We start from the raw sequence: 22,654 nt of genomic DNA, 5'->3' as shown, positions 1-22,654 counted from the left end.
GATTACACCTCTTTTATTTACTAATAATGGTTCCTGCTTCTCCTAATATAGCTTCCTTTGCTTTTTGCAAAGAAGTTATTATTGCAACCGAACCTTCTTTTCCTTCCTTAACAAATTTTTTGCAAGCTTCAATCTTTGGAAGCATTGATCCTTTTGCAAACTGACCTTCATTAATATATCTATCGATTTCTTCTAAGTTTAGTGAAGATAAATTTTTTTGATTCGGTTTGTTAAAGTTAATAGCAACGTTTTCCACTGCTGTTAAAATCAATAAGATATCCGCTTCAAGGTCAAGAGCAAGCTTAGCACTTGAGGCATCTTTATCAATTACAGCCGCTACCCCTTTAAGTCCCTCATCAGTTTTTATTACCGGGATACCGCCTCCTCCTACAGTAATTACTATATTTCCTTTTTCAACAACGGATTTAATTACATCTGCTTCAACAATTTCTATAGGTTTTGGTGAAGCAATAACCCTTCTATAGCCTCTTCCTGCATCTTCTACGAAGGTTTGTCCTGTTTCTTTTGAAATTTTTTCAGATTCTTCCTTGCTGTAGAAAGAGCCTATAGGCTTTGTGGGGTTTTTAAATCCGTCATCATCTTTATTAACTAGAACTTGGGTTACTATGGTAACACAAGTTTTGTTAAGATTTTGTTTTTTTAGTTCATTACCTATAGCCTGTTGTAATTGATAGCCTATATAACCTTGGCTCATAGCACCACATTCAGGAAAAGGCATATAAGGAGTATTAGCATCTCCTTGAGATGAATATTCCATTGCAAGATTTATCATCCCTACTTGCGGTCCATTACCATGACCGATCATAACTTCATAGCCTTCCTTTATAAGCTCTACTATAGGTTTTGAGGTTTCCTTTACCAATTCAAGTTGCTCTTTGGGGGTCTTGCCAAGTGCATTTCCCCCAAGAGCTATAACAATTCTTTTTGTCATAGGCTACCTCTTATTATTTTAATGTTGCATACATTACAGCTTTTATAGTATGCATTCTGTTTTCAGCTTCATCAAATACCTTTGATTGAGGAGATTCGAAAACATCATCCGCAACTTCCATTTCAGTTACACCGAACTTTTTAGCGATATCTTGTCCGATTGTAGTGTTTGTATCATGGAAAGAAGGTAGGCAATGTAAGAATATAGCTTTTTCGTCAGCCATTTTCATTATATCTTTAGTAACTCTATATTTTTCAAGAAGCTTTATTCTTTCAGTCCAAACATTATCAGGTTCTCCCATAGATACCCAAATGTCAGTATAAATTGCATGAGCACCCTTGCAACCTTTTTTAGGATCATCTGTAAGAGTTATTGTAGAACCGTTTTCCGCTGCTATTTTTCTGCAAGTTTCAACAAGCTCTTCTTTAGGCATTAATTCCTTAGGCCCGCAAGCTGTGAAATTAATACCAAGTTTTGCAGAAACTACCATAAGTGAATTTCCTACGTTATTTCTTGCATCTCCCATAAAGGTAAGATTCAAACCTTTAAGCTTTCCAAAGTTTTCTTCAATAGTCATTACATCAGCAAGCATTTGAGTTGGATGAAAATCGTCTGTTAAGCCATTCCATACAGGAACTCCTGCCTTTGCTCCCATTTCTTCAACTATATCTTGAGAAAAGCCTCTGTATTCAATACCATCATAAAATCTTCCAAGCACTCTTACAGTATCTTCAATTGATTCTTTTGCACCCATTTGTGAGCTTCCGGGACCTATATAAGTTACATTCATACCTAAATCAAAAGCCCCAACCTCAAATGAACAACGAGTTCTTGTTGAAGTTTTTTCAAATACAATGGCTATGTTTTTACCCTCTAAATATCTATGAGGTGTCCTAGTTAACTTTAATTTTTTAAATTCTTTTGAAAGATCTAAAAGATATCTAATTTCATCACTTGTGAAATCTAACAGTTTTAAAAAGCTCCTACCTTGTAAATTTACCGGCATATTTTTTTCCTCCTAAATTTGATTAGTCTTCTCTTGCTAAAGGCATACTCATACATCTCGGGCCGCCTCTACCTCTAACAAGTTCGGCACCGTGAATTTCAATTACATTTAGTCCTTTTTCCTTAAGAATTTTATTTGTAACTGTATTCCTCTTATATACAACTATTGTTCCCGGCTTAACGCAAAGAGTATTGGAGCCATCGTTCCATTGTTCCCTTGCTGCTACAATTTCATCTCCGCCACCGCAAAGAATAAGTTCAATATCTCTTTCAAGGTACTTTTCAAGTATGTGTTCCAAAGTATCTTCCATTTCCTTAATATTAACTTCATCCTCGTCATCAGACGGAGTTATTTCAAATACTCTAAGGGTACCTAATATTGCAGGATGCACTGTGAATTTGTCATAGTCAATTTGAGTAAAAACTGTATCCAAATGCATAAAAGCACGAGATTCAGGAATATCAAAAGCAAGTATAGTCCTTATTTTAGAACCTGACTTGTAGAAGATATTCTTTGCAAGCCGGCTTATAGCGTCAGCTTCAGTTCTTTGAGATATACCAACTGCAAGTACCTTATCATTTAGATTAAGAACATCGCCGCCTTCAATATGATCAGGGTTTTTCCTATCATAAAGAAATTCGACTTGTCCTTTATAGTCTTTATGATATTTAAAAATGTAGTCTGCATAAATAGTTTCTCTGTTTCTGGTCTTTGAGTACATTTTATTTAAAACTACTCCATTACCTACTGAAGCAAAGGGATCCCGTGTGAAATAAAGATTAGGCATAGGTGCTAAAACCATAACGGATGTTTCACTTACAAGGTCAACTAGAGAATTTGCTTTATCTACATTAAGTTCTTTAAGGTTTACACCTTCCATGGTTTTTAAAACAAGTTCCTTGTTGTCCTTAATTGCATCAAAGAAATCAAAAAGTACTCTCTTATACTTTGATGTGCTGATTCCGCCTTCTTCGATAAATTGTTTAATAAATTGCGGTCTTAAATCCGGATTTTGATCTAATGTTTCTGCCATTAAATCCTCAAGATATACTACCTCAACTCCGTTTTCTCTCAAAACTTTCGCGAAGTTGTCATGTTCTTTTTGCGCATCTTCCAAAAAAGGAATATCATCAAATAAAAGCTCCTCTAAAGTATCGGGAGTTAAGTTTAGTAATTCCCTTCCGGGTCTGTGAAGCAAAACCTTCTTCAAAGGTTTAATTTCACTTGTTACATTAATAGGCATATTGTTTCTCCTTTCATATACTTACAAACAATAACTACTAATATTATAGTACTCCTAATAAAAATTTATGTAAGAAAAATATTTGTTTAAGAATTGTAAAACGTGTTCCTTTTACTATTCATTTTGAATTTCAACACTTCTTCTAAATTTAGAAGGAGACATGGACTTTAGTTTCACAAAATTATTATAAAAAGTTTTAGAATTGTTATATCCAGAGGCAAGAGCTACATCAATTACTAAATAGTCAGTAGTATTTAAAAGTTCACAAGCATAATTAATTCTCAAAAAATTTAAAAAATCGTCAAAGTTTCTTTCTACAAGATAAATAAGCTTCCTGTTGAGTTCAGATACTGATATACTAAACTTCTCAGCAACAAGATTTTCATTTATATCTTCAGTAAAAGAATCACTTATATATTCTACAATATTGTAAGCTTGTTCTTCCTCCTCAAAATTAAACATATTTACGACATTTTTATTAGATTTTCTGTATTGATTAGGTGTTGTGCCAAGCTTTTTAGTAAAAAACTTGGACAAATGAGATGAGTCATTAAATCCAGTAAGTTCTGCAATTAAACTTAAAGGAAATTCAGAATTTGTTAAAAGATTCATAGCCTTTACTAGCCTCATTTCGTCAAGTAAATCATGAAAACTGTAGCCTGTGGCCTTTTTACAGTATTTCGACAAAGAAGACTCAGACATATAAAATAGTGATGCCACGGATTTTAAAGTGTGTTTTTCGCTTAAATGGGAGTATAAATATCTAAAGATATTAATTTTTTTATCAATTTTAATGTTTTCAGAGTTGCTCTCAGTCTTTTTATTCGCTCTTATATATAGAATTAATAATTCTGTTATCTTATTAATTAAAAAAGCATTTACTAGAGCTTTTTCTTTTTTAATTTCCAAAGCTGATTCCATTCCAACTTCAGACCGTATTTCTTCAGTTATAGACATAACTTTTTCAGCTGAAGCCTTATCAAAATATACTATGGGAGAGTTGGAAATTTCACCGAAAATATCAATGCTTTCACCACTTGTTCTATAAATGCTTTTTAGATTTTGATTTATAAAATTAAAATCATAAACTATTTTTATAAACTGCATAGGGGATTTTACCTCTATCATATTAGTAACTTCCCAAGGTATAATTCCTATACAACTATTAGGAACTATTTCATAATCCAATCCATTAATTCTAATAATCCCTTCCCCTTTAGTAAAAAATAAAAAACGGGACTCCTTGTGCATTATTGAACTAGTAGGCTTTTTAATTTGCTCTATATCATAGGAGCAAATCTTTTTTTTATCAAAACTTGAACAGTAGTGTGTTTGTAATTCAAAAGTTTTATCCATAGATACCCTCCTAGCTAAATTTTATCATAAATACCCGGCAAGTTGGAGACTGATTTTATTTGTATATTTGATGTAAAATTGACTTGATTTAATAAAGATTTTATGCTATCCTTAACAAGGAATACGGCGACATAGCCAAGTGGTAAGGCACAGGTCTGCAACACCTTTATCACCGGTTCAAATCCGGTTGTCGCCTCCATATAAAGGAACTCTTAATATATGTTAAGAGTTCTTTTTTATTGCTCCTTTTAACAAGTTATAAGTATCTAAAAAACTTGTACAATTTTATCCAAAACAATTATGTATAACAGTCCATCGATAAGTTTTAAATAAGGCTTAAACAAAATATTTCGAAAGATTAATTTTTTAATCTCTTAATATTTATATAAGCTTTTTTTAATTTAATCACCTTAAATGTAATATATTTTATTTAATTGTTTTTAAGCGATAGGATGCTTATTCATAGCTTCATCTCCAACATCATCCTTGCCATTTTCATCCATAATCTTGTCTATAACTTCTTTTTCCAGTCCTAAACCTTCTAAAAATTCTCTCTTCATTTCGTCCTCCTTAACTACGATTTTTTACGTCTTTCTCTTAGACTCGTCCGACCAAGTTTTACGTCATTTCGGGACAATATAAAAGACGACCTTTTGCAGTCGTCTTAAATTCATATTATTTTTTATTGTTTATTTTTCCTAATTATTTTCTTAATTTCTCTATTAATCTTCCACTGTGGATATACTTCATAAATTAAACTTATTAAAAAAGCTATAAATTTAACTGTTATGGGAAAAATAATTAAAAATATAATATAGCCTAATAATGCTTTTTTCATATCTCCTCCATATTTACCCCATAAATTTTCCCCAGTTTATAGATTTGTAATCTACTTCAAACTCCCATCTCTCATTAGGATATATATTTAAGGGTATCAGGTTATTAAAATAGACTCTTTCATATATGCCGTCATTTCTCTTTAAATCCACCTCAAGGGAAAAGCAATCATCTACCTTTGCTATATTATCTAATGGCTCTGTAAGTACAAGTGAGATGTTGTTAGTGATTACAGTTGTATTTTTTGATCCCAGTCTATTTATATATTCTTTTTCTTCATAGAGATTGATTTCAATATTGTTTATAATTTCAAAGTCCCTGTTTCCATCCCTAACTATATATAATTTTCCCTCATCTGCACTTAAACTTTTAATTAAAGTCTTTTTCATATTTCCTCCAATAAAAAAGCACCCCTAACATTTCTGCTAGTGTGCTTAATTTAACGTTTTACTGAACTACTTAATACCTTTACAATATCATTCATTTTTATATCAATAGTTTCCCAATCACTTGGACCTGATCCAACATCTCCTATGAAGTCTTCATCAGATAAAACTTCCATAATATCGGCTTCTCGCCCATCCTTTAACAAAACTCTATCAAATTCCTTAATCTTCAAACTCATCTCTTGACACCTCTTTTATAAATATAGTAGTCATTTTTGTATTCGTGCCTTCTACATACCAACCCACAATTAAATTAACAGGGTTCTTATTTTTATCATACATAAATATTTTTTGTTCATACCTTATACCCTTATGAGTTTTACCATTAATGTGGCTTGGATAAATAACTGCTCGCTTTAAAATTTCATTTTTAAACTCTAAATAATTGTCTATATTATAACCTAGCTTCTTTTCGATTAGGCGACCTTTATTTAATCCATCTTCATTTTCCCCGCCGAACAAATACTTAGTAAATTTCCTATTATCTATAGTTGCCTTGTCTGCATTTGGTAGAAGCAATTCTGGGTTATCTATGAGTTTTTTTCTACGCTTATAGTCAACTCTTAGTAGTCTGTATTTATCCTTATCTTTGTACTTAGTCTCTTGAAAAGCTTCGAAATTATTTTTTAAGTCTTTCCCGAGAACGTCTTTGTACTTAATAAACTGGTCTTTATCAGTATTTCTATTTTTCCAAGCTTTTTCTTTGAAGACCGCTTTAGGATTATCCTTTACATATTTATTATACCACTCTTTATATGATAAATCCTCAACTTTCCCACTTTTTCCTGTATTAGGATCCCTTGCCATTCTTCCTATATCTTGGTCAATCTCTTTTTCAAATTCATCTCCAAAGTATGGTACTGTGTCGCTTCTACAATTAGGATGAAAAGGTGGAGCGGTGATACCTATTCTATAGTCTTTATAGTCGAAGATCTTAGAGTCCATGCTTCTGCAGATGTCGCTTGTCTTCAAATCCAGTGTTGCTAGTATCTGATATTGCTTAACTCCTAATTTCTCATAGGAGTCTTGAGTTGCTTTTGATGATATGGCGGCGGTCTCTGTATAGACAAGTCTTGATGCGGCGGCTTTTGATGCATTAAATTGTTTTTCTATGTTTTTAATACTTTCATCAGGACTTGCTCCTCTTCCTATATCTCTCATTAAATTGTCTTTTAAGGAGTTTACAAGCTTATCTCCTCTATCCCATATTCTTTTAGAAAATTCTCTTCCGTCTGCAGTCCAGGGATTATTTAAAATTATTTTTAAGTCCTCTTCTGATATTTCCCTAACACTGTCATATCCTGTTATTCTTTGGAGCTCGTATAGTTCTTTATAGTATCTGCTTTTATAGGTTCCCTCCAGATGATTAAAGAGGTCTTTTTCTTCTTTTGACATAAGGTCTGCAATGGTCTTTTTTAATTCTGTTTCCATAGCCTGTAGTCTTGATATTCTGACTCTACGGGATATTATGTTAAGTTCTTTTTCTATATCCGGATCAAGGCTTCCCTTTGATTTTTCTATAAAGTCATTAAGGCTCATTTTAAATAGCTTAAGCTCTTTATCATTTAAAAGCTTCTTAGCTTCAAATAAAGAAATACCACCGGCTTCATCTTTTAATTTAAGCAGGTGGGTGTATATCTTTTCCTCTATATTGTTTATCTCTTGCTCATATAGCTTTCTTAATTCTTTTAGCTACTTTATCTATTTTTACAATTTTCTTATTGACAATATTGTTCATAACTATAAATTTTTATGGTGCTAGGGGTGGGACTCGAACCCACACAGTAGTTAAACCGCCAGATTCTGATTCTGGTGCGTCTGCCAATTCCGCCACTCTAGCCAAAAAATTAAATATAACTAGACACTTTATAAAATCTCTGAGGTATGTAGGTTATATATATTAAATATTTTTAGGAGTATCTAATTTTGGAGTTTTAATAATATTTACTAAATTATAGTGTAAATATCATATAAAAAGGCTGGGTTATATGATATAAAAAAGAATTCATAAAAGGATTTTTTTTATAATTTAAATTCTTTTTTTATTAAAATTCCATATCTTGATAAAATTGTATTCTTTATTATATGATATATCAAGACTTTAATAAAAAATATTACAATTCATTCTCTTACTATATCTAAATTGTTTTGTATCTATTAGTTTGCTATATCTATAGATTTAGAGTTTCTGCCAGCATCTACATAAATAGACTGCATACTGCTGACAGTATAACTAATATTCTTTCTGTAGTTTTGAGATCTCATTTGTGAAGACAATTATTGCTATAAAATTAGAAAAAATAATATTAATATTTAGTGTCAAAAAAGATAAATGTATTGATTGATATGAAAAAGACTCTAAAGCATTTGAAGAGTTCTAAAAAGCAATAGATGAATATAATCAAAAGAAAACAAAATGGATGCCACCTACTTTGTATAGGTTGACATCCATTCCTTAAAAGTAAATATTATCGCGTCCGGTTTTTTAGCTGCATATAAGTCGAGGTTCATTTTTTACTATTTAATTGCAATAGCTTCAATTTCTATTATTCCATCTTTTGGTAGCTTTGCAACCTCAACACAGCTTCTTGCAGGTTTATGGTCTCCAAAGAAATCTGCATAAACTTCATTTACCTCTGTAAAATCATTTATATCCTTTAAAAAAATATTAACCTTTACTATTTTATCAACTGAAGAACCTGCACTTTCAACAATGCTTTTTACATTATTCAAGCTCTGTAAAGTTGCCTTTTTTATATCATCTAAAATAAGTTCTCCGGTTTCAGGTATAAATGAAAGTTGACCTGATGTAAATATTAAACCTCCGGCAACTGCACCTTGTGAATAAGGTCCCACTGCTTCAGGTGCTTTTTTAGTATAAGTAAATTCCAATTTCATTTTTTATTCCTCCTGGTCTTTAAAGTTTGATTCATTTTCCCATAATCTTTCTAAATTGTAATATTCTCTCTCATCCTTGTGAAACACATGAACTATAACATCTCCATAGTCCAAAACTATCCACCTGAGTGAATTTTTACCTTCGGAGTTTTCAATATTGTATCCTGCTTGAAACATTTTTTCTTCTATTTCATCTGCAAGTGCACTTACTTGACTTGAAGAATTGCCGCTAACTATTACAAAGTAGTCCGCAATTGAACTGAAGGATCCTATTTCAAGTACCTTTATGTCTACCCCTTTTTTATTTTCACATGAATTGGTAATAATTTTCAGTTTTTTATTCTCCATTTATCCTCCTTACTTTAGGTTTAAGCCTTTTAATAGAGTATCTGCTTCCTCTTCGTTTAAAAAGAAGTAGGATATTTTATTCTTGTACTTGGCTACTCCCGGAAGTGTTGTAACGCTTATCTTATCAGAAGACACTTTTCTAACATTAATACCCGCCTTAACTATCATAGAAAAAGGTATGTTGCTGATTGTATATTTGTCATAACTATTCATCATTAAAGGAGCTTTCAACAAACTTGAAGGTTCTTTTAATTTTTGTAAAAAGGCGGATACAAATTGTTGCTGAGCACTTACTCTAGCAAGGTCGGCTTCACTGTATTTTCTAAATCTTAAAAACTGTATAGCCTTATCACCATTTAGTGTTTGTAAGCCTGCCTTTAAGTCTATTTCAAGAGGAGGATCCGCCCATTCATCTTTATAGTACATATCAACAGGTACATCTACCTCTACTCCACCAATAGTATTAACTACATCTTTAACAAACCTATAGTCTATAGTCATGTAGTATTTTATATCGGTTCCTAAAAGATTATTTACAGTTTGTAAAGTAAGTTCCGATCCTCCATAGTTATAGGAGTGGTTAATCTTTTGCTTTTTGTAGCCCTTAATCTCTGCATAAGTATCTCTTGGAACAGATATAATATTGGTGTCTCCGGTCTGAAAATCCATGTTTACTATCATTATAGTATCTGATCTTGTATTTTCGGCTGATTTGGCATCAAGGCTATCTACTCCTAAAAGTAAAAATGTTAATCTGTTTTCAGATTCAGAAAATTCTTTTAAAAAATCTTTAGGATTTTCTACGTGATTTTTAATTAAGAAATAGCCTATGCTTCCAACAAATAATATTACAATTAAAAGTAAAGTTATTATAAATGCCTTAAAGAATTTTGCCATTTAAGTTTCTCCATTATATAATTTCTTGCTGATACGGTTTCACTTACCAGATATTCTTCTTTTTCAATTAAATATACAATTGTCCTGTCTAAACATTTGTATAAAGCCATATCTATATCTTTATAAGCAAGTTTTCTTATTTCATCTATACCCTCAAATTTTCTTGCAGGCTCCAAGTAATCACTTACAAATATAATTTTTTCCAGCAAGGACATATTTTCCCTTCCTGTTGTGTGATATCTTATAGCATCTAAAATTTCCGGGTCATTAACTCCATATTTTTTTTCAGCTATTAGAGCTCCTAAAAAAGCATGGATGATTTTAGGGGCCTTTTGCATATCATAAGTTAATTTGAGGCCGTACTGCTTTGATAGTTCTTTTAACTTATCATAGTCTCTTGATTTGGCACAGTCGTGATAATAAGCTGCTTTTTCAGCTTTCTCAACACTTATATTATAATGTTTGGCAAGGTCCAGTGCCATATCTTTTACTCTTAATATATGTTCATATCGAGTCTTACCTACCAAATTTAATATTTCTTCTTTATTTTCTTCCATAAGTTTCTTTATAAAGTCCCTTTTCTTCAATATATTTAATTAATTTATCCGGTATAAGATATTTTACACTTTTACCTGAAGATAACCTTTCTCTTAAATCTGTAGATGATATTTCATAAAGAGGAGTTTCTATAAGATGTATTTTGCTTTCATACTTTTCCCTTAGATAGCTAAGCTCCAAATCCAATATTTTAGTTGACATATATTCAGGCCTTACAGCTACTATAAACTCAACCCTTTTAGCTAATTCATCGAACCTTTTCCAAGTCTTTAATTGAAAAAGAGTGTCAGACCCAACTATAAAGTATAAATCTCCATCTAAAATAGATTCAAATTCTTTTATGGTATCTACAGAATAACTTGTATCTTCTTTCTTAGTTTCTATATCGGAAACCGTAAAATATTTATTTTCAAGTATTCCTATCTTTGTCATTTCATATCTTATACTTGCATCTAATATATCTTTTTTATGGGGAGGGCTTCCTGTTGGAACAAAAATTATTTCATCCAAATTCATTTCATCTCTTATATATTCTGATATCATTAAGTGTCCATAGTGAATTGGATCAAAAGTTCCTCCCATTATTCCATATTTTTTCATAATTCTATTTTCTTTTTTTCCTGTGATTCTCTGTATATAGTAAGTTTATTTCCTATTTGTTGAACAAATTCAGCTCCTGTTTTATCCAAAATCTCTTCAACAATTTCTCTTGCCATTACAGGGGAATTTTTTAAAACTCTTATTTTAACCAATTCATGATCTTCCAGCAGCTTATCAAGTTGAATTAAAAAGGCTTCAGTTACACCATTTTTACCAACCTGAATAAGAGGATCAATATTATTGGCAAGAGATTTTAAATAAGCTCTTTCTTTACCTTTCATGCTACCTCTATTCAAAAAATTCAAATTCATAGTCAAGTATAAAGACGCTTTCGCCTTCCCCTATACCTAACTCTTTTAGTTTATCCACAACATTATTCTTTCTTAGGTTTTCTTGGAAATATTTAAGGGAATCATAATTTTCAAAGTTTGTAGATCTAACAAGCTTTTCAATATAAGGTCCATCGACTCTAAACTTTCCGCCTTCTTTATAAACCTTTATACCTTCCTCTTTTTCCTCATCTTCTACATAAGGATTGTCAAAGGTTTCATAGCTATCTTCATATTTTTGAACCTCATTGAAGGTATAGAGCATAAGCTCCCTTAAGTTTTCAGTAGTTGCTGCAGATCCTGAGAAAATCTTGTATTTATCTTTAAATTCATCCTCAAATTTTTTAAGATTTTCTAAAGATCCTGGTATGTCCATTTTATTAGCAAAGATTATTTGAGGCTTCTTAGATAATTTTTCATTGTAATTTTTAAGTTCCTCATTTATCTTATAAAAATCTTTTATAGGATCCCTGCCTTCACTCCCTGATATATCAACAACGTGAATTAAGACCTTCGTCCTTTCAACGTGTTTTAAAAACTCATCTCCAAGTCCAAGTCCTTCACTTGCTCCTTCTATAAGGCCAGGAATATCAGCTATAACAAAAGACATTTCATCTCCCAGAGACACTACTCCTAAATTGGGCTGAAGGGTTGTAAAATGATAATTTGCTATTTTTGGTTTGGCCGCAGAAACTACTGATAAAAGTGTAGATTTTCCAACATTTGGAAATCCTATTAGTCCTACATCAGCAAGAAGTTTAAGCTCAAGGGTAACTTCCTTACTTTCTCCCCTGCTTCCTGCTTCAGCAAATGCCGGAGCTTGTCTTGTTGAGGTTGTGAACCTAGAATTTCCTTTTCCTCCTCGTCCACCCTTTGCCAGTATAACCTCTAGATTCGGTTCCTTAAGGTCGAATATAACCCCTCCACTTTTGCTATCCTTTACTAAGGTTCCTACGGGAACTTTAAGGATTATATCCTTACCTTTTTTGCCAAATTTATTTTTACTCAGGCCGTTTTCGCCGTTTTCAGCCTTATATTCTCTTTTGTACCTAAAATCCATAAGTGTATGGAGTCCGGAATCAGTTCTTATTATTACACTTCCTCCGTCTCCTCCATCTCCACCTGCAGGTCCACCGGCAGGTTCAAATTTTTCTCTTCTCCAGGCAACAGCTCCATCTCCACCATTGCCTGCTTTTATTTTAATTTTTGCAGTATCTATAAACATAATCTCACATCGTTTCTAATGAAAAAATAAAGCCGTAGGTACCTACGACTTTATGCTAATTCCTCTGTATAAACGCTGACGATTTTTCTGTTTCCTCTGCCTTTTCTTTCGAATTTAACAACTCCATCGCTTACTGCAAATAGAGTATCGTCTTTTCCCTTCATTACGTTTTCGCCAGGATGTATTTTAGTGCCTCTTTGTCTTACAATTATGTTTCCTGCCAAAACAAATTGACCGTCACTTCTTTTAACTCCAAGTCTTTTTGCATTAGAGTCACGACCGTTCTTTGAAGAACCTGCTCCCTTCTTGGAAGAAAAAAGTTGTAAATCAAACTTTATCATCTCGCACCTCCGTTATTTTTAATTTAATATATTTAGAGTAATCCGCCTCTAAAAGTTTCAGTCCTGTAATCATATAAGAGAAACCGGACTGAACAGATTGTTTTTCTATATGTTTAAATAGTCTAAGGTATAGATAACCTTTATTTTGTTTAACACACATATCCTTATCTGATATACCTAAAGATTTGATATAGAAGTAGAGAGTTTGCGTAAGAGTTGAAACCCCTGCACATACTATATCTTCCTTATCTGAAAAATATGCATGTCCCTTACTTTTTAAACCTATATAAAGATTATTTTTTGTAAAAACTTCTACAGTAATCATCAGATTATGTTTTCTATTTCTACTAAAGTATAAGGTTGTCTATGTCCCTTTTTCTTTCTTTCGTTCTTTTTTGATTTATACTTGTATACTATAACTTTTTTAGCCTTGGCTTGGGCTAAAACCTTAGCTTCAACCTTTGAGTCTTCAAGATATGGCTTTCCAACTTTAATAGTGTCTCCACCAACTAAAAGAACCTTATCAAAGGTAACCTTATCGCCTTCTTTTACATCAAGTTTTTCAACTTTAACCTTATCTCCTGACTTTACAGTATACTGTTTTCCACCTGTTTCAATAACTGCGTACATTGTAGCACCTCCTTATATAATAAGACTCGCCATTGTAGGTAATAATTTTTGAACCTTACTCTGAGCGGTTACAGTTAATTATAATAGCATATAGATCGTACAAATGCAAGGTTTCACTATAAATATACCTGCGATTTGTTAACTTTTTATTTATAAATAAGCTCTGCAATTTATTTTAAAATATGTGTTATAATTTTTTAAAGAGGTGATTTTATGGATCCTAAATGTTCAGTTTGCGGAATACATGTTTGTGAGTCAGGAAATGATGATACACTTCCTACTTTCTGTCCCATGGTTGATGATGAAGTTTATAAGGAAGCTCTTGAGGTAGTAAGGTCTGAAAAATATAACAAATTTTATAAAACCAGTACCCTAATAGAAAGAGATGGGTATGCTATTTGGCCAAGAGTCAAAGAAACTATGGTCTTAATTGACAGAATGAAGTTTAAAAAAGTGGGTCTTGCTTTTTGCGGAGGCTTTATTAAAGAAGCGAAAATTTTAACTAAGATCTTTAAGGATAATGGAATAGAGCTCACTTCAGCTATGTGTAAAACCGGCGGTGTTGATAAAACTTATGCAGGACTTCTTGAAGAAAATAAAATATCTCCGGGGGAATATGAACCAATGTGCAATCCTGTTGCTCAAGCAAAACTACTTAACAAGGCCGGCACTGAATTTAATATAGTAATGGGGCTTTGTGTAGGACATGACTCCTTATTCTATAAGTTTTCAGATGCCCTTTGCACTACAATTGTAGTTAAAGATAGGGTTACCGGTAACAATCCTTGTGTTGCTTTATATGGAGCTGACGGATACTTTGCCGGAAGACTTGATCTTGATAAGTAATTAAAATAAGGATATTAGCTAATTAACTAATATCCTTTTTTATTTAACTAGTTTTAACAGCAATAACAATTACTAGTAATAGTCGTGGCCTAATCCTCTATTTAAGTTTTTCAAGTATTAATTTATTTACCATTTGAGGATTTGCCTTTCCTCTTGAAGCTTTCATTACCTGTCCTACTAAAAAGCCTAAAGCTCTATCCTTACCGGCTCTATAGTCTTCTATTGATTGAGGATTCTTTTCTAAAATTTCTTTTACTATTTCCTCTATTTTTGAGGAATCTGAAATTTGTGCCAGTCCCTTTTCTTCTATAATGTCTCTTGGCTTCTTAGACGTTTCGAACATTTCTCTTAGAACCTTTTTGCCTACATTATTATTTATTTCTCCTGATTTTACTGCTTTTAGCAGATCTATAAAGTCGTCGGATTTAAAAGGAAGTTCAAATTTTTCTACATCCTCCACTCTTCTTAGGAGCTCTGTCATTATCCAATTAGAGATTAAATTGTAATCATTAAAGTTTTTAGCCGCATCTTCATAAAAAACGGACAACTCTTTAGATGATGTAAGAACTTTTGCATCATATTCAGGCAAATTATATTCTTCTATAAATCTTTTTTCCTTATCTAAGGGCAGCTCAGGCATTCTTTTTTTAACTTCTTCTATTCTTGAATCTTCAACAAGTAGTTGAGGTAGGTCTCCTTCAGGTGCAAATCTATAGTCTGCCACCGTATACTTTACTCTCATAAGAACTGTTTCGTTATTTACATCATCCCAACGTCTAGTGGTTCTTATTTCTTTTTCTCCTGTTTCAAGAAGCTCAATATGTCTCTTAACTTCGTAGTCAATTGCCTTTTCAACTCCTCTAAAGGAATTAAGGTTTTTAACTTCAGTAACTGCAGTTTTCTTTCCACTTTCTTCATCTACTACATTTACGTTTACGTCACATCTTAGAGATCCTTCCTCCATTTTGCAGTCTGATATTCCCAAATATGTTAATGTACTTTTTAAATTTTCAAGAAAAAGTCTAGCCTCTCTTCCTGAGCTCATATCTGGTTTTGAAACTATTTCTATTAGCGGTACTCCGCATCTATTATAATCCATTAGAGTTTCATTATTTTCAGTATGAAGAGACTTAGCTGTGTCTTCTTCTATTTGAATTTTATAAATTCCTACTCTTTTTGCTCCCAAGTCTCCATCTATTTCTATATATCCCTCAGTGCATATAGGCATATCATCTTGAGTTATTTGATAACCCTTTGTAAGGTCCGGATAGAAATAATTTTTTCTGTCAAATTTCGACAACTTTTGTATTTGACAGTTAAGAGCCAAAGCTGCCATTAAAGTGTAGTTTACAACTTCTTCATTTAAAACAGGAAGCCCTCCCGGAAGTCCTAAACAAACAGGGCATACTCTTGTATTAGGTTCTCCTCCAAACTCATTTTTACAGGAGCAAAAGGCTTTAGTTTTAGTTGACAGTTCTACGTGTATTTCAAGTCCTACTATAGTTTTATATGCCATTATTTATGCTCCTTTCAAAACCTAGAGCGGCTTTAATCATTTCATCATCCTTAAATCTATTTGCCGTTAATTCTATACCTACTGATAAGCCGTCAATCTTAGGCATAGGTATACTCATTGAAGGACATCCTGCCATATTTGCAGGTATGGTAAACAGATCCGCCTTATACATTTCCACAGGACTTATATTTTCTTCTATTCTGTAAGGAAGAATCGGAGATGTTGGGCAAAGTATAAGTTGATTATTTTTAAGGACATTTTCCATATCTCTTTTAATCATATTTCTTACTTTAAGTGCCTTATAGTAATAATCCTTGGCAAATTCTAAACTAAGTATATGAGTACCTATCATAATCCTTCTTTTTACTTCTTCTCCAAAGCCTTCTGCTCTTGATTTACTAAACATTTCTTCATAATTACTGTATTCTTTTGCCCTATGAGCGTATCTTAAACCATCGAATCTCTCCATATTAGGAGCTATTTCTCCGTTGGTTATTATATGATAGGTTTCCACCACATACTTTAAAGAATCCATATCAACTATTTCAATTTCTGCTCCGTTTTTTTCAAAAATTTCTATTGCCTTGTTATAGTCAGACTTTACTCTTTCATTAAGCTCCATGTCCATATAAAGCTTAGGTATAGCAATTTTTAGACCTTTTAAATAAGTAATCGAATCACCTTCATTATATGGTTCATGTAGTGAAGGATTGCCTACAGATGTGGCATCTTTCTCACTTCTACCTTCAAGAGCCTTTAAAAGTAAAGCTGCATCTTCCACATCTTTACCGAAAGATCCCACTTGATCAAAAGTGTTTGCCATAGTTGATACTCCAAATCTTGATATGCTTCCGTAGGTGGGTTTAATGCCTACTAAACCGCAAAAGCTTGCCGGTTGCCTTATTGAGCCTCCAGTATCACTGCCTACTGACAAAGCGCATTCTTCCCCTGCTAAAGCTGCAGCTGATCCTCCTGAAGATCCTCCCGGGATTAAATCCTTATTAAGAGGATTTTTTGATGGTCCAAAGTAAGATGTTTTTGTTGATGCTCCCATGGCAAACTCATCCATGTTCACTTTTCCTAGTATAATACCGTCATTTTTCTTTATTTTTTCAGAAACTGTAGATTCATAGTAGGGTATAAAATTTTCAAGCATCTTTGAAGCACAAGTCATTCTAACGTTTTTCACTGCAATATTATCTTTTAAACTTATAGGAACTCCCCTTAGGATTCCCATCTCTTCTCTATCCTGAAATTTTTTATCAACTCTCTTAGCAGTTTCTATAGCCTGATCCTCACATACAGTAATATAGGCATTAAGGTCCTTGTCATCTTCCTTTATTTTTTCAAGATAGGCTCTTGTTACCTCTTCAACTGAAAAATCTCTATTCTCATATCCTGATATAAGTTCTCTTGCTTTTAACTTTGTTAAATCCAACTTTACACCTCTAATCTACAAATTTAATAATATTAAAGTAGCCATACTTTTCCTCTTTAGCATTAGCAACGGCATCTTCCTGACTTAGGCTTTCTTTGATTTCATCAGGTCTTAAATTATTAGTAGTATTATTTACCTGGAAAGTCATTTCATCATCAGTTTTTATATCTTTAATATTCTCAATTAATTCCATTGTCTCTATAAAATCTTTTTCAAATCCTGCCAGCTCTTCTTCATTAAAATCAATCATGGCTATCTGGGCAATGTGCAAAATATCTTTAGATTCCATTTTATCCTCCTAACAGTTCATTTAATTTATTTTCATCAATAATTTCTATATTAAGCTCAACTGCCTTATCATACTTTGATCCAGGAGACTCACCTGCTATTACAAGATCTGTATTTTTAGAAACTGACCCTGTAATATTTGCCCCAAGGCTTTCAAGTTTCTTTTTTAAATCTGCTCTTGCTATAGTCAAAGCTCCTGTTAAGACTATTTTCTTTCCGCTAAAATAAGAATTTTCCCCTCTTTTTTCTTCATAGTAAGGTTTAACTCCAAGTTTAAGTAACTTATCTATAGAACTTGTAATATGATCTTCATGAAAATATGTCACAAGCTCACGGGCAGTAACTTCTCCTATATCTTTTATATTTACTAAATCATCATAATCGGCTTTTCTTAAATTATCAAGGGACTTAAACTTATCAGCCAAATCCTTCGAGGTTTTAATTCCCACATTTGGAATTCCTAAAGCATAAATAAAGTTCTCAAGCGCCACATTTTTACTTTTTTCTATAGCATTTATTAAATTATCAGTTCTTTTTTCTTTAAAGCCTTCAAGACCTTTAAGATCTTTTGATTCAAGTTGATAAATTTGAGGAATTTCTTTTACATCAAGTTCTTTCATAAGAAGCTCTACAGTTTTTTCGCTAAGGCCCTCTATATTCATGGCATCTCTTGAAGCAAAGTGGGTAAGTCTTGATATTAATTGAGGTTTACAAGATAAGGTGTTGGGACAAAATATATGGACTCCGTCTTGAAAAAGCTCTGTTCCGCAAGCTGGACAATGAGTCGGCTTTTCTATTTTTAATGTAGGTTCATCGCTTGGTATAACTCCCAGTATTTCAGGAATTACATCATTGGACCTTCTTATCAATACCTTTGAACCTATTCTTACTTTTTTTCTTAAAATATCGTCATAGTTGTTTAGTGTTGCTCTTTGAACTGTAACTCCTCCTATATCTACCGGCTCAAGAAGAGCTGTAGGAGTAACCTTAGATGATCTACCTACGTTCCAATTAACCTTTAAAAGCTTCGTCCTTGCCTCTTCAGCTTCAAATTTATAGGCTATAGCCCACCTTGGAAACTTATTTGTATATCCTAATGCTTCTCTTGTAGATAAATCATTTATTTTTATTGTAACACCGTCTATTAAAATATCTAAAGAATTTCTCATCTCTCCAATTTTTTCTATAGATTCAATTACTTCTTCAAGGTTTTTCCCTTTATAAATCATATCGCTAACTTTAAATTTGTTTCTTCTAAGAAATTCTTTCATTTCCAAATCGCTTTTAAAATAAGGATTTTCAATATAATTTACATTGTAAAAATATGCTGTTAGATTTCTTTCTTTAGTTACCTTGGGGTCTAGGTTTCTCAAAGCACCCGCCGCAGCATTTCTCGCATTTTTTAATTGATCCTCATGAGTTTTATTATAGGTTTCAAGAGCGCTTAGAGGCATAAGACCTTCCCCTTGAACTTCAATTAGACCCTTATATTCTATTTCTAATGGAATAGAATATATAGTCATTACTTGAGGTAAGATTTCTTCTCCTATTACTCCGTTTCCCCTTGTAGCAGCATTGATTAGCTTACCTTCATTGTAGGTAAGGCAAATAGTTAAACCGTCAAACTTAAGCTCCGACACATATTCAATTTCAGGTAAAGTCATTTTAGAGTTTTCTATAAATTTTAAATTTCTTTCATTCCAAAGCCTAAGCTCGTTGTAATTTTGAGCCTTGTCCATGGAGTAAAGTCTTGAAAGGTGGGTATGCTTTACAAACTTGTCAAGTATATCTCCTCCAACTCTCTTAGTAGGAGAGCTTTCAAGAACTATACCACTCTCTTCTTCCAGGTCCCTTAGCCTATAGTATATTTTGTCATACTCCTTATCAGTTACTATGGGGTCGTCTAAGGTATAGTAGTGGTAATTGTATTCATTTATTTTTTCAATAAGATCTTTCATCTCTATTAATAATTCTTTTTCCATATTATTTCACCACTTTTATAGGAGCCATTGAAAGCATCAATCTTTTAAGTCCTTTGTTATCAAAGGCTACTACTATTTCAAAATCTTCCCCCTTGGGAATTTTTGAAACTACCATTCCCTGTTTCCATAGTTTATGGAATACCTTATCTCCTACTTTTACATCTTGAGTTTCCCTTGTATCAGTTTTTTTAATTTCTTTGGTTTTTCTGTAATTATAATCTGTAAAGTCTTTGATTTCAACGAGTCTGTTATTCACTCTGTTTGAATATTTAGGCTTTTCCTCTAATTTTTTTATTGTATCTCCCATTTCCAAAATAAACCTGGATTCTAAGGTTGGGTTAGTTTTTCCATAAAGTGTTCTATTCTTAGCGGAGGATATAAATAAAAGCTCTTCAGCTCTAGTAATAGCCACATAACAAAGTCTTCTTTCCTCTTCTATATCCTCATCATTTTCAAGAGATCGCGATATAGGAAAAAGATTTTCTTCCATTCCGACTAAAAATACTACTTTAAATTCCAAGCCCTTTGCTGCATGAACTGTCATAAGCTTTACGGCTCTGTCTCCAAAGCTTTCATCTATGTTTGATAAAAGACTTATATTCGATAGAAAGTCATCTAAGGTTCCTAAGGGCTCTCTTTTTTCATAGTCTACTGCAGTTGAAACAAGCTCTTTTATATTTTCGATCCTTGTCCTTGATTCAATTGTATTTTCCCTTTCAAGCTCATCTAAATAGCCTGACTCAGTTATTAAATCATTAATTAACTCATCTATAGGTTTGTTTTTACTTTCATCTTTTAGTTTATTTATTAATTTAACAAAGCTTTTTATATTTTTTTCAGGTCTAAGCTTTAAACTCTCAAGAATTTCTTTATTATTTATTAAATTAAAAATAGATAAATTAAGTTCTTCAGCTTTGGAGGTAAGCTTCTCCAAGCTTCCCTGCCCTATTCCCCTTTTAGGTTCATTTATTATCCTTCTTAAAGAAATATTATCATCGCTGTTTTGCACTAAGGTAAGGTAACTTATTATATCCTTTATTTCCTTTCTGTCATAAAACCTGAGTCCTCCAACTATTTTATATGGTACAGTTTCTCTTACAAGGGCTTCTTCAAAACCTCTTGATTGAGCATTTGTTCTATAAAGTATAGCCATATCTTCATAGTTATATCCCTTATAATTAAGCTGTTGTATTTTATTTACAACTCCATATTCCTCTTCAGTTGAATGGTCAAAGGATTTATAAATTACATCCTCACAATTCTCTTTTGCAGTCCATAGTTTTTTGTCCTTCCTATTGGTGTTGTTTTTTATAAGTTCATTTGCTGCCTTAAGTATCTTTGAGCCGGATCTATAGTTTTGTTCAAGAAGAATTACCTTTGCTTCTTTAAAATCTTTTTCAAAATTTAATATATTTGATATATCAGCCCCTCTCCACTTATAAATGGATTGGTCATTATCACCAACTGCGGTAATATTTGGCTTTGATCTACAGAACAGCTTTATAAGTTTATACTGAGCCTTATTTGTGTCCTGATACTCATCTACAAAAATATATTTAAATTTATCCCTGTAATAATCTCTAACTTGTATATTATTATCAAGAAGCTTTATAGTTTTTAAAATCAAATCATCAAAATCAAGAGCGTTGTTTTCTCCTAATTTTTTTTCATATAACTTATATATCTCTCCAATATTTTTAAGATAAAAATCCGTCTCATTAATACTTATAAAGGTTTCCGGATCCATAAAATCATTTTTTGCTTCTGAAATTTTTTCTAATACCGATCTGAACTTATATAGGTCCTTATTAAGGTCAAGCTCCTTTAAACAATCTTTAATTAAAGTTAATTGATCAGATCTGTCGTAAATTGAAAAATTCGGTCTATAGTCAGTTTTCTTCACTTCCATTGTAAGAATTCTAAGACAAATTGAGTGAAAGGTGCCTATCCACATGGAGCTTATATTTTCCTGTAAAAGTAATTCCACCCTGTCCTTCATTTCTTTTGCAGCCTTATTGGTAAAGGTAATGGCAAGTATTTCAGAAGGGAATACTTTCTTTTCTTCAATAAGGTAAGCTATTTTATTAGTTACGACTTTAGTTTTTCCTGATCCTGCACCTGCAAGGATTAATAAAGGTCCTTCAGTTTGATACAAGGCCAAGGACTGCTGGTCGTTTAAATCTTTATAATTCATTTTTCTCCTGCTTTATTAGTTCTTTTACTATATATGATGCCATAATCATTCCACTTACAGGCGGCACAAAGGCCATAGATCCCGGAGTAGATTCTTTATTTGCTCTGAATTTTAACTTAATAGGCTCCTCAAGGGAATAAACTACTGTAAGATTCTTTACTCCTCTTTTCTTAAGCTCCCTTCTTATAACCCTGGCTAAGGGGTCCATGGAAGTGTCATATATATCGCCTATTCTTAGCTTTGTAGGGTCCATTCTATTTCCCGCACCCATAGCTGAAATAAGCCTATAATCATTTTTGAAACAAAATTCAGCCAAAGCTAATTTAGCTTTAACATCATCTATAGCGTCTGCTATAAAATCGTAGTCATCTATACTAAAGTCTGAAAGTCTATCTGGACTAAGCCTTTTAAAAACTTTTTCTATACGGGCTTGCGGATCTATTTCCATAAGTCTTTCTTCCATAGCATCTACTTTTTTTCTTCCTATGGTTTTATTTGTCGCAATTAACTGTCTGTTAAGATTTGTAATATCCACTATGTCACAATCAACTATAGTTAATTGTCTTACACCTGAACGTAAAATGGCCTCACACAAAGACCCTCCTACCCCTCCAAGGCCGAATACTAAAATCTTCTTGGAATTTAGCTTTTCTATATTTTCTTTTCCTATAAGCATTTCACTTCTTGTATATCTATTCATATATCACCAAAAAAGTGAAGGTCT

25 protein-coding genes, 2 tRNA genes and 1 other annotated feature are annotated in these 22,654 nt (G+C 32.5%); of the genes, 2 read left to right on the top strand and 25 right to left on the bottom strand.

The window, feature by feature from the left end:
- Positions 1–13: 13 nt before the first annotated feature.
- The 4 genes from arcC to PEPCATONIAE_RS04605 form a co-directional block, all read right to left on the bottom strand.
- On the bottom strand, positions 14–952 hold the full coding sequence (gene arcC / locus PEPCATONIAE_RS04620; protein ID WP_138159783.1) for a carbamate kinase: 939 nt from the start codon (positions 950–952) through the stop codon (positions 14–16).
- Between the two features lie 13 nt (positions 953–965).
- Entirely contained in the window at positions 966–1,958 is a 993-nt protein-coding gene (argF, locus tag PEPCATONIAE_RS04615) for an ornithine carbamoyltransferase (protein WP_138159782.1), read from the bottom strand.
- Positions 1,959–1,980: 22 nt separating this feature from the next.
- A complete protein-coding gene (gene arcA, locus PEPCATONIAE_RS04610; protein ID WP_138159781.1) occupies positions 1,981–3,201 on the bottom strand; it encodes an arginine deiminase in 1,221 nt (406 codons plus the stop codon).
- A 114-nt stretch (positions 3,202–3,315) separates the two neighbouring features.
- Positions 3,316–4,557, bottom strand: a complete 1,242-nt coding sequence (locus PEPCATONIAE_RS04605) for an AraC family transcriptional regulator (RefSeq protein WP_138159780.1) — start codon at positions 4,555–4,557, stop codon at positions 3,316–3,318.
- Positions 4,558–4,682: 125 nt separating this feature from the next.
- Between PEPCATONIAE_RS04605 and PEPCATONIAE_RS04600 the strand changes: the two genes are divergently transcribed.
- Positions 4,683–4,756 (top strand) — tRNA-Cys (locus tag PEPCATONIAE_RS04600).
- A 483-nt stretch (positions 4,757–5,239) separates the two neighbouring features.
- Here PEPCATONIAE_RS04600 and PEPCATONIAE_RS04595 read toward each other — a convergent pair.
- The 15 genes from PEPCATONIAE_RS04595 to rplU form a co-directional block, all read right to left on the bottom strand.
- The gene (locus tag PEPCATONIAE_RS04595; RefSeq protein WP_180339350.1) at positions 5,240–5,395 is read right to left on the bottom strand and encodes a hypothetical protein; all 156 of its coding nucleotides are present in this window, start codon (positions 5,393–5,395) and stop codon (positions 5,240–5,242) included.
- Positions 5,396–5,408: 13 nt separating this feature from the next.
- Complete coding sequence (locus PEPCATONIAE_RS04590) at positions 5,409–5,783, bottom strand: hypothetical protein (RefSeq protein WP_138159779.1); 375 nt, start codon at positions 5,781–5,783, stop codon at positions 5,409–5,411.
- 50 nt (positions 5,784–5,833) lie between these two features.
- Positions 5,834–6,019, bottom strand: a complete 186-nt coding sequence (locus PEPCATONIAE_RS04585) for a hypothetical protein (RefSeq protein WP_218975511.1) — start codon at positions 6,017–6,019, stop codon at positions 5,834–5,836.
- On the bottom strand, positions 6,003–7,379 hold the full coding sequence (locus PEPCATONIAE_RS04580; RefSeq protein WP_246060436.1) for a minor capsid protein: 1,377 nt from the start codon (positions 7,377–7,379) through the stop codon (positions 6,003–6,005). Before PEPCATONIAE_RS04580 ends, PEPCATONIAE_RS04585 begins: the two co-directional genes overlap by 17 nt.
- 214 nt (positions 7,380–7,593) lie before the next feature.
- Positions 7,594–7,680 (bottom strand) — tRNA-Leu (locus PEPCATONIAE_RS04575).
- 677 nt (positions 7,681–8,357) lie between these two features.
- Positions 8,358–8,738 (bottom strand): Rid family detoxifying hydrolase, encoded by a 381-nt coding sequence (locus tag PEPCATONIAE_RS04570; protein WP_180339349.1) that lies wholly within the window; start codon positions 8,736–8,738, stop codon positions 8,358–8,360.
- Positions 8,739–8,741: 3 nt separating this feature from the next.
- On the bottom strand, positions 8,742–9,086 hold the full coding sequence (gene rsfS / locus PEPCATONIAE_RS04565) for a ribosome silencing factor (protein ID WP_138159777.1): 345 nt from the start codon (positions 9,084–9,086) through the stop codon (positions 8,742–8,744).
- Between the two features lie 9 nt (positions 9,087–9,095).
- Positions 9,096–9,983 carry an LCP family protein gene (locus PEPCATONIAE_RS04560; RefSeq protein ID WP_138159776.1) on the bottom strand — a complete coding sequence of 296 codons (888 nt, stop codon included), beginning with the start codon at positions 9,981–9,983 and terminating at the stop codon, positions 9,096–9,098.
- Positions 9,956–10,540 carry a bis(5'-nucleosyl)-tetraphosphatase (symmetrical) YqeK gene (gene yqeK / locus PEPCATONIAE_RS04555; protein ID WP_246060435.1) on the bottom strand — a complete coding sequence of 195 codons (585 nt, stop codon included), beginning with the start codon at positions 10,538–10,540 and terminating at the stop codon, positions 9,956–9,958. Before yqeK ends, PEPCATONIAE_RS04560 begins: the two co-directional genes overlap by 28 nt.
- Entirely contained in the window at positions 10,527–11,141 is a 615-nt protein-coding gene (gene nadD, locus PEPCATONIAE_RS04550; protein WP_138159775.1) for a nicotinate-nucleotide adenylyltransferase, read from the bottom strand. Before nadD ends, yqeK begins: the two co-directional genes overlap by 14 nt.
- Positions 11,138–11,422 (bottom strand): ribosome assembly RNA-binding protein YhbY, encoded by a 285-nt coding sequence (gene yhbY / locus PEPCATONIAE_RS04545; protein ID WP_138159774.1) that lies wholly within the window; start codon positions 11,420–11,422, stop codon positions 11,138–11,140. Before yhbY ends, nadD begins: the two co-directional genes overlap by 4 nt.
- A 7-nt stretch (positions 11,423–11,429) precedes the next feature.
- Complete coding sequence (obgE, locus tag PEPCATONIAE_RS04540; protein WP_138159773.1) at positions 11,430–12,695, bottom strand: GTPase ObgE; 1,266 nt, start codon at positions 12,693–12,695, stop codon at positions 11,430–11,432.
- A gap of 50 nt (positions 12,696–12,745) precedes the next feature.
- Positions 12,746–13,036 carry a 50S ribosomal protein L27 gene (rpmA, locus tag PEPCATONIAE_RS04535; RefSeq protein ID WP_138159772.1) on the bottom strand — a complete coding sequence of 97 codons (291 nt, stop codon included), beginning with the start codon at positions 13,034–13,036 and terminating at the stop codon, positions 12,746–12,748.
- Complete coding sequence (locus PEPCATONIAE_RS04530) at positions 13,023–13,361, bottom strand: ribosomal-processing cysteine protease Prp (RefSeq protein WP_138159771.1); 339 nt, start codon at positions 13,359–13,361, stop codon at positions 13,023–13,025. The genes rpmA and PEPCATONIAE_RS04530 overlap by 14 nt, the downstream gene beginning before the upstream one ends.
- Positions 13,361–13,666 (bottom strand): 50S ribosomal protein L21, encoded by a 306-nt coding sequence (gene rplU / locus PEPCATONIAE_RS04525; protein ID WP_138159770.1) that lies wholly within the window; start codon positions 13,664–13,666, stop codon positions 13,361–13,363. The genes PEPCATONIAE_RS04530 and rplU overlap by 1 nt, the downstream gene beginning before the upstream one ends.
- 12 nt (positions 13,667–13,678) lie before the next feature.
- Positions 13,679–13,746 (bottom strand) — a sequence feature (ribosomal protein L21 leader region).
- Between the two features lie 133 nt (positions 13,747–13,879).
- On the opposite strand from rplU, the gene PEPCATONIAE_RS04520 reads away from it, so the two are divergent.
- Positions 13,880–14,512: a DUF1847 domain-containing protein gene (locus PEPCATONIAE_RS04520; RefSeq protein WP_138159769.1), complete on the top strand. Its 633-nt coding sequence runs from the start codon at positions 13,880–13,882 to the stop codon at positions 14,510–14,512.
- Between the two features lie 97 nt (positions 14,513–14,609).
- On the opposite strand, the gene gatB is transcribed toward PEPCATONIAE_RS04520, so the two are convergent.
- The 6 genes from gatB to PEPCATONIAE_RS04490 are packed head-to-tail and all read right to left on the bottom strand — an operon-like array spanning position 14,610 to position 22,630.
- Positions 14,610–16,028: an Asp-tRNA(Asn)/Glu-tRNA(Gln) amidotransferase subunit GatB gene (gatB, locus tag PEPCATONIAE_RS04515; RefSeq protein WP_138159768.1), complete on the bottom strand. Its 1,419-nt coding sequence runs from the start codon at positions 16,026–16,028 to the stop codon at positions 14,610–14,612.
- Positions 16,018–17,466, bottom strand: a complete 1,449-nt coding sequence (gatA, locus tag PEPCATONIAE_RS04510; RefSeq protein ID WP_138159767.1) for an Asp-tRNA(Asn)/Glu-tRNA(Gln) amidotransferase subunit GatA — start codon at positions 17,464–17,466, stop codon at positions 16,018–16,020. The genes gatB and gatA overlap by 11 nt, the downstream gene beginning before the upstream one ends.
- A gap of 10 nt (positions 17,467–17,476) precedes the next feature.
- Positions 17,477–17,755, bottom strand: a complete 279-nt coding sequence (gatC, locus tag PEPCATONIAE_RS04505) for an Asp-tRNA(Asn)/Glu-tRNA(Gln) amidotransferase subunit GatC (RefSeq protein WP_138159766.1) — start codon at positions 17,753–17,755, stop codon at positions 17,477–17,479.
- Between the two features lies 1 nt (position 17,756).
- Positions 17,757–19,736 carry an NAD-dependent DNA ligase LigA gene (ligA, locus tag PEPCATONIAE_RS04500; RefSeq protein WP_138159765.1) on the bottom strand — a complete coding sequence of 660 codons (1,980 nt, stop codon included), beginning with the start codon at positions 19,734–19,736 and terminating at the stop codon, positions 17,757–17,759.
- 1 nt (position 19,737) lies between these two features.
- Positions 19,738–21,930 (bottom strand): ATP-dependent helicase, encoded by a 2,193-nt coding sequence (locus PEPCATONIAE_RS04495; RefSeq protein WP_138159764.1) that lies wholly within the window; start codon positions 21,928–21,930, stop codon positions 19,738–19,740.
- Positions 21,920–22,630, bottom strand: coding sequence for a tRNA threonylcarbamoyladenosine dehydratase (locus PEPCATONIAE_RS04490; RefSeq protein ID WP_138159763.1), 711 nt, complete (start codon positions 22,628–22,630; stop codon positions 21,920–21,922). Before PEPCATONIAE_RS04490 ends, PEPCATONIAE_RS04495 begins: the two co-directional genes overlap by 11 nt.
- Positions 22,631–22,654: the final 24 nt, after the last annotated feature.

Source organism: Peptoniphilus catoniae (assembly GCF_901447155.2).
Classification (GTDB): domain Bacteria; phylum Bacillota; class Clostridia; order Tissierellales; family Peptoniphilaceae; genus Peptoniphilus_E; species Peptoniphilus_E catoniae.
Note: the sequence above shows the minus strand (reverse complement) of the source record. Positions and strands in the feature narration are given on the sequence as shown.

What these genes read in the sequence shown, in the direction of transcription:
- arcC (WP_138159783.1), bottom strand. Translation starts at nt 952, where the DNA reads ATGACAAAAAGAATTGTTATAGCTCTTGGGGGAAATGCACTTGGCAAG.
- argF (WP_138159782.1), bottom strand. Translation starts at nt 1,958, where the DNA reads ATGCCGGTAAATTTACAAGGTAGGAGCTTTTTAAAACTGTTAGATTTC.
- arcA (WP_138159781.1), bottom strand. Translation starts at nt 3,201, where the DNA reads ATGCCTATTAATGTAACAAGTGAAATTAAACCTTTGAAGAAGGTTTTG.
- PEPCATONIAE_RS04605 (WP_138159780.1), bottom strand. Translation starts at nt 4,557, where the DNA reads ATGGATAAAACTTTTGAATTACAAACACACTACTGTTCAAGTTTTGAT.
- PEPCATONIAE_RS04595 (WP_180339350.1), bottom strand. Translation starts at nt 5,395, where the DNA reads ATGAAAAAAGCATTATTAGGCTATATTATATTTTTAATTATTTTTCCC.
- PEPCATONIAE_RS04590 (WP_138159779.1), bottom strand. Translation starts at nt 5,783, where the DNA reads ATGAAAAAGACTTTAATTAAAAGTTTAAGTGCAGATGAGGGAAAATTA.
- PEPCATONIAE_RS04585 (WP_218975511.1), bottom strand. Translation starts at nt 6,019, where the DNA reads ATGAGTTTGAAGATTAAGGAATTTGATAGAGTTTTGTTAAAGGATGGG.
- PEPCATONIAE_RS04580 (WP_246060436.1), bottom strand. Translation starts at nt 7,379, where the DNA reads ATGAGCCTTAATGACTTTATAGAAAAATCAAAGGGAAGCCTTGATCCG.
- PEPCATONIAE_RS04570 (WP_180339349.1), bottom strand. Translation starts at nt 8,738, where the DNA reads ATGAAATTGGAATTTACTTATACTAAAAAAGCACCTGAAGCAGTGGGA.
- rsfS (WP_138159777.1), bottom strand. Translation starts at nt 9,086, where the DNA reads ATGGAGAATAAAAAACTGAAAATTATTACCAATTCATGTGAAAATAAA.
- PEPCATONIAE_RS04560 (WP_138159776.1), bottom strand. Translation starts at nt 9,983, where the DNA reads ATGGCAAAATTCTTTAAGGCATTTATAATAACTTTACTTTTAATTGTA.
- yqeK (WP_246060435.1), bottom strand. Translation starts at nt 10,540, where the DNA reads ATGGAAGAAAATAAAGAAGAAATATTAAATTTGGTAGGTAAGACTCGA.
- nadD (WP_138159775.1), bottom strand. Translation starts at nt 11,141, where the DNA reads ATGAAAAAATATGGAATAATGGGAGGAACTTTTGATCCAATTCACTAT.
- yhbY (WP_138159774.1), bottom strand. Translation starts at nt 11,422, where the DNA reads ATGAAAGGTAAAGAAAGAGCTTATTTAAAATCTCTTGCCAATAATATT.
- obgE (WP_138159773.1), bottom strand. Translation starts at nt 12,695, where the DNA reads ATGTTTATAGATACTGCAAAAATTAAAATAAAAGCAGGCAATGGTGGA.
- rpmA (WP_138159772.1), bottom strand. Translation starts at nt 13,036, where the DNA reads ATGATAAAGTTTGATTTACAACTTTTTTCTTCCAAGAAGGGAGCAGGT.
- PEPCATONIAE_RS04530 (WP_138159771.1), bottom strand. Translation starts at nt 13,361, where the DNA reads ATGATTACTGTAGAAGTTTTTACAAAAAATAATCTTTATATAGGTTTA.
- rplU (WP_138159770.1), bottom strand. Translation starts at nt 13,666, where the DNA reads ATGTACGCAGTTATTGAAACAGGTGGAAAACAGTATACTGTAAAGTCA.
- PEPCATONIAE_RS04520 (WP_138159769.1), top strand. Translation starts at nt 13,880, where the DNA reads ATGGATCCTAAATGTTCAGTTTGCGGAATACATGTTTGTGAGTCAGGA.
- gatB (WP_138159768.1), bottom strand. Translation starts at nt 16,028, where the DNA reads ATGGCATATAAAACTATAGTAGGACTTGAAATACACGTAGAACTGTCA.
- gatC (WP_138159766.1), bottom strand. Translation starts at nt 17,755, where the DNA reads ATGGAATCTAAAGATATTTTGCACATTGCCCAGATAGCCATGATTGAT.
- ligA (WP_138159765.1), bottom strand. Translation starts at nt 19,736, where the DNA reads ATGGAAAAAGAATTATTAATAGAGATGAAAGATCTTATTGAAAAAATA.
- PEPCATONIAE_RS04495 (WP_138159764.1), bottom strand. Translation starts at nt 21,930, where the DNA reads ATGAATTATAAAGATTTAAACGACCAGCAGTCCTTGGCCTTGTATCAA.
- PEPCATONIAE_RS04490 (WP_138159763.1), bottom strand. Translation starts at nt 22,630, where the DNA reads ATGAATAGATATACAAGAAGTGAAATGCTTATAGGAAAAGAAAATATA.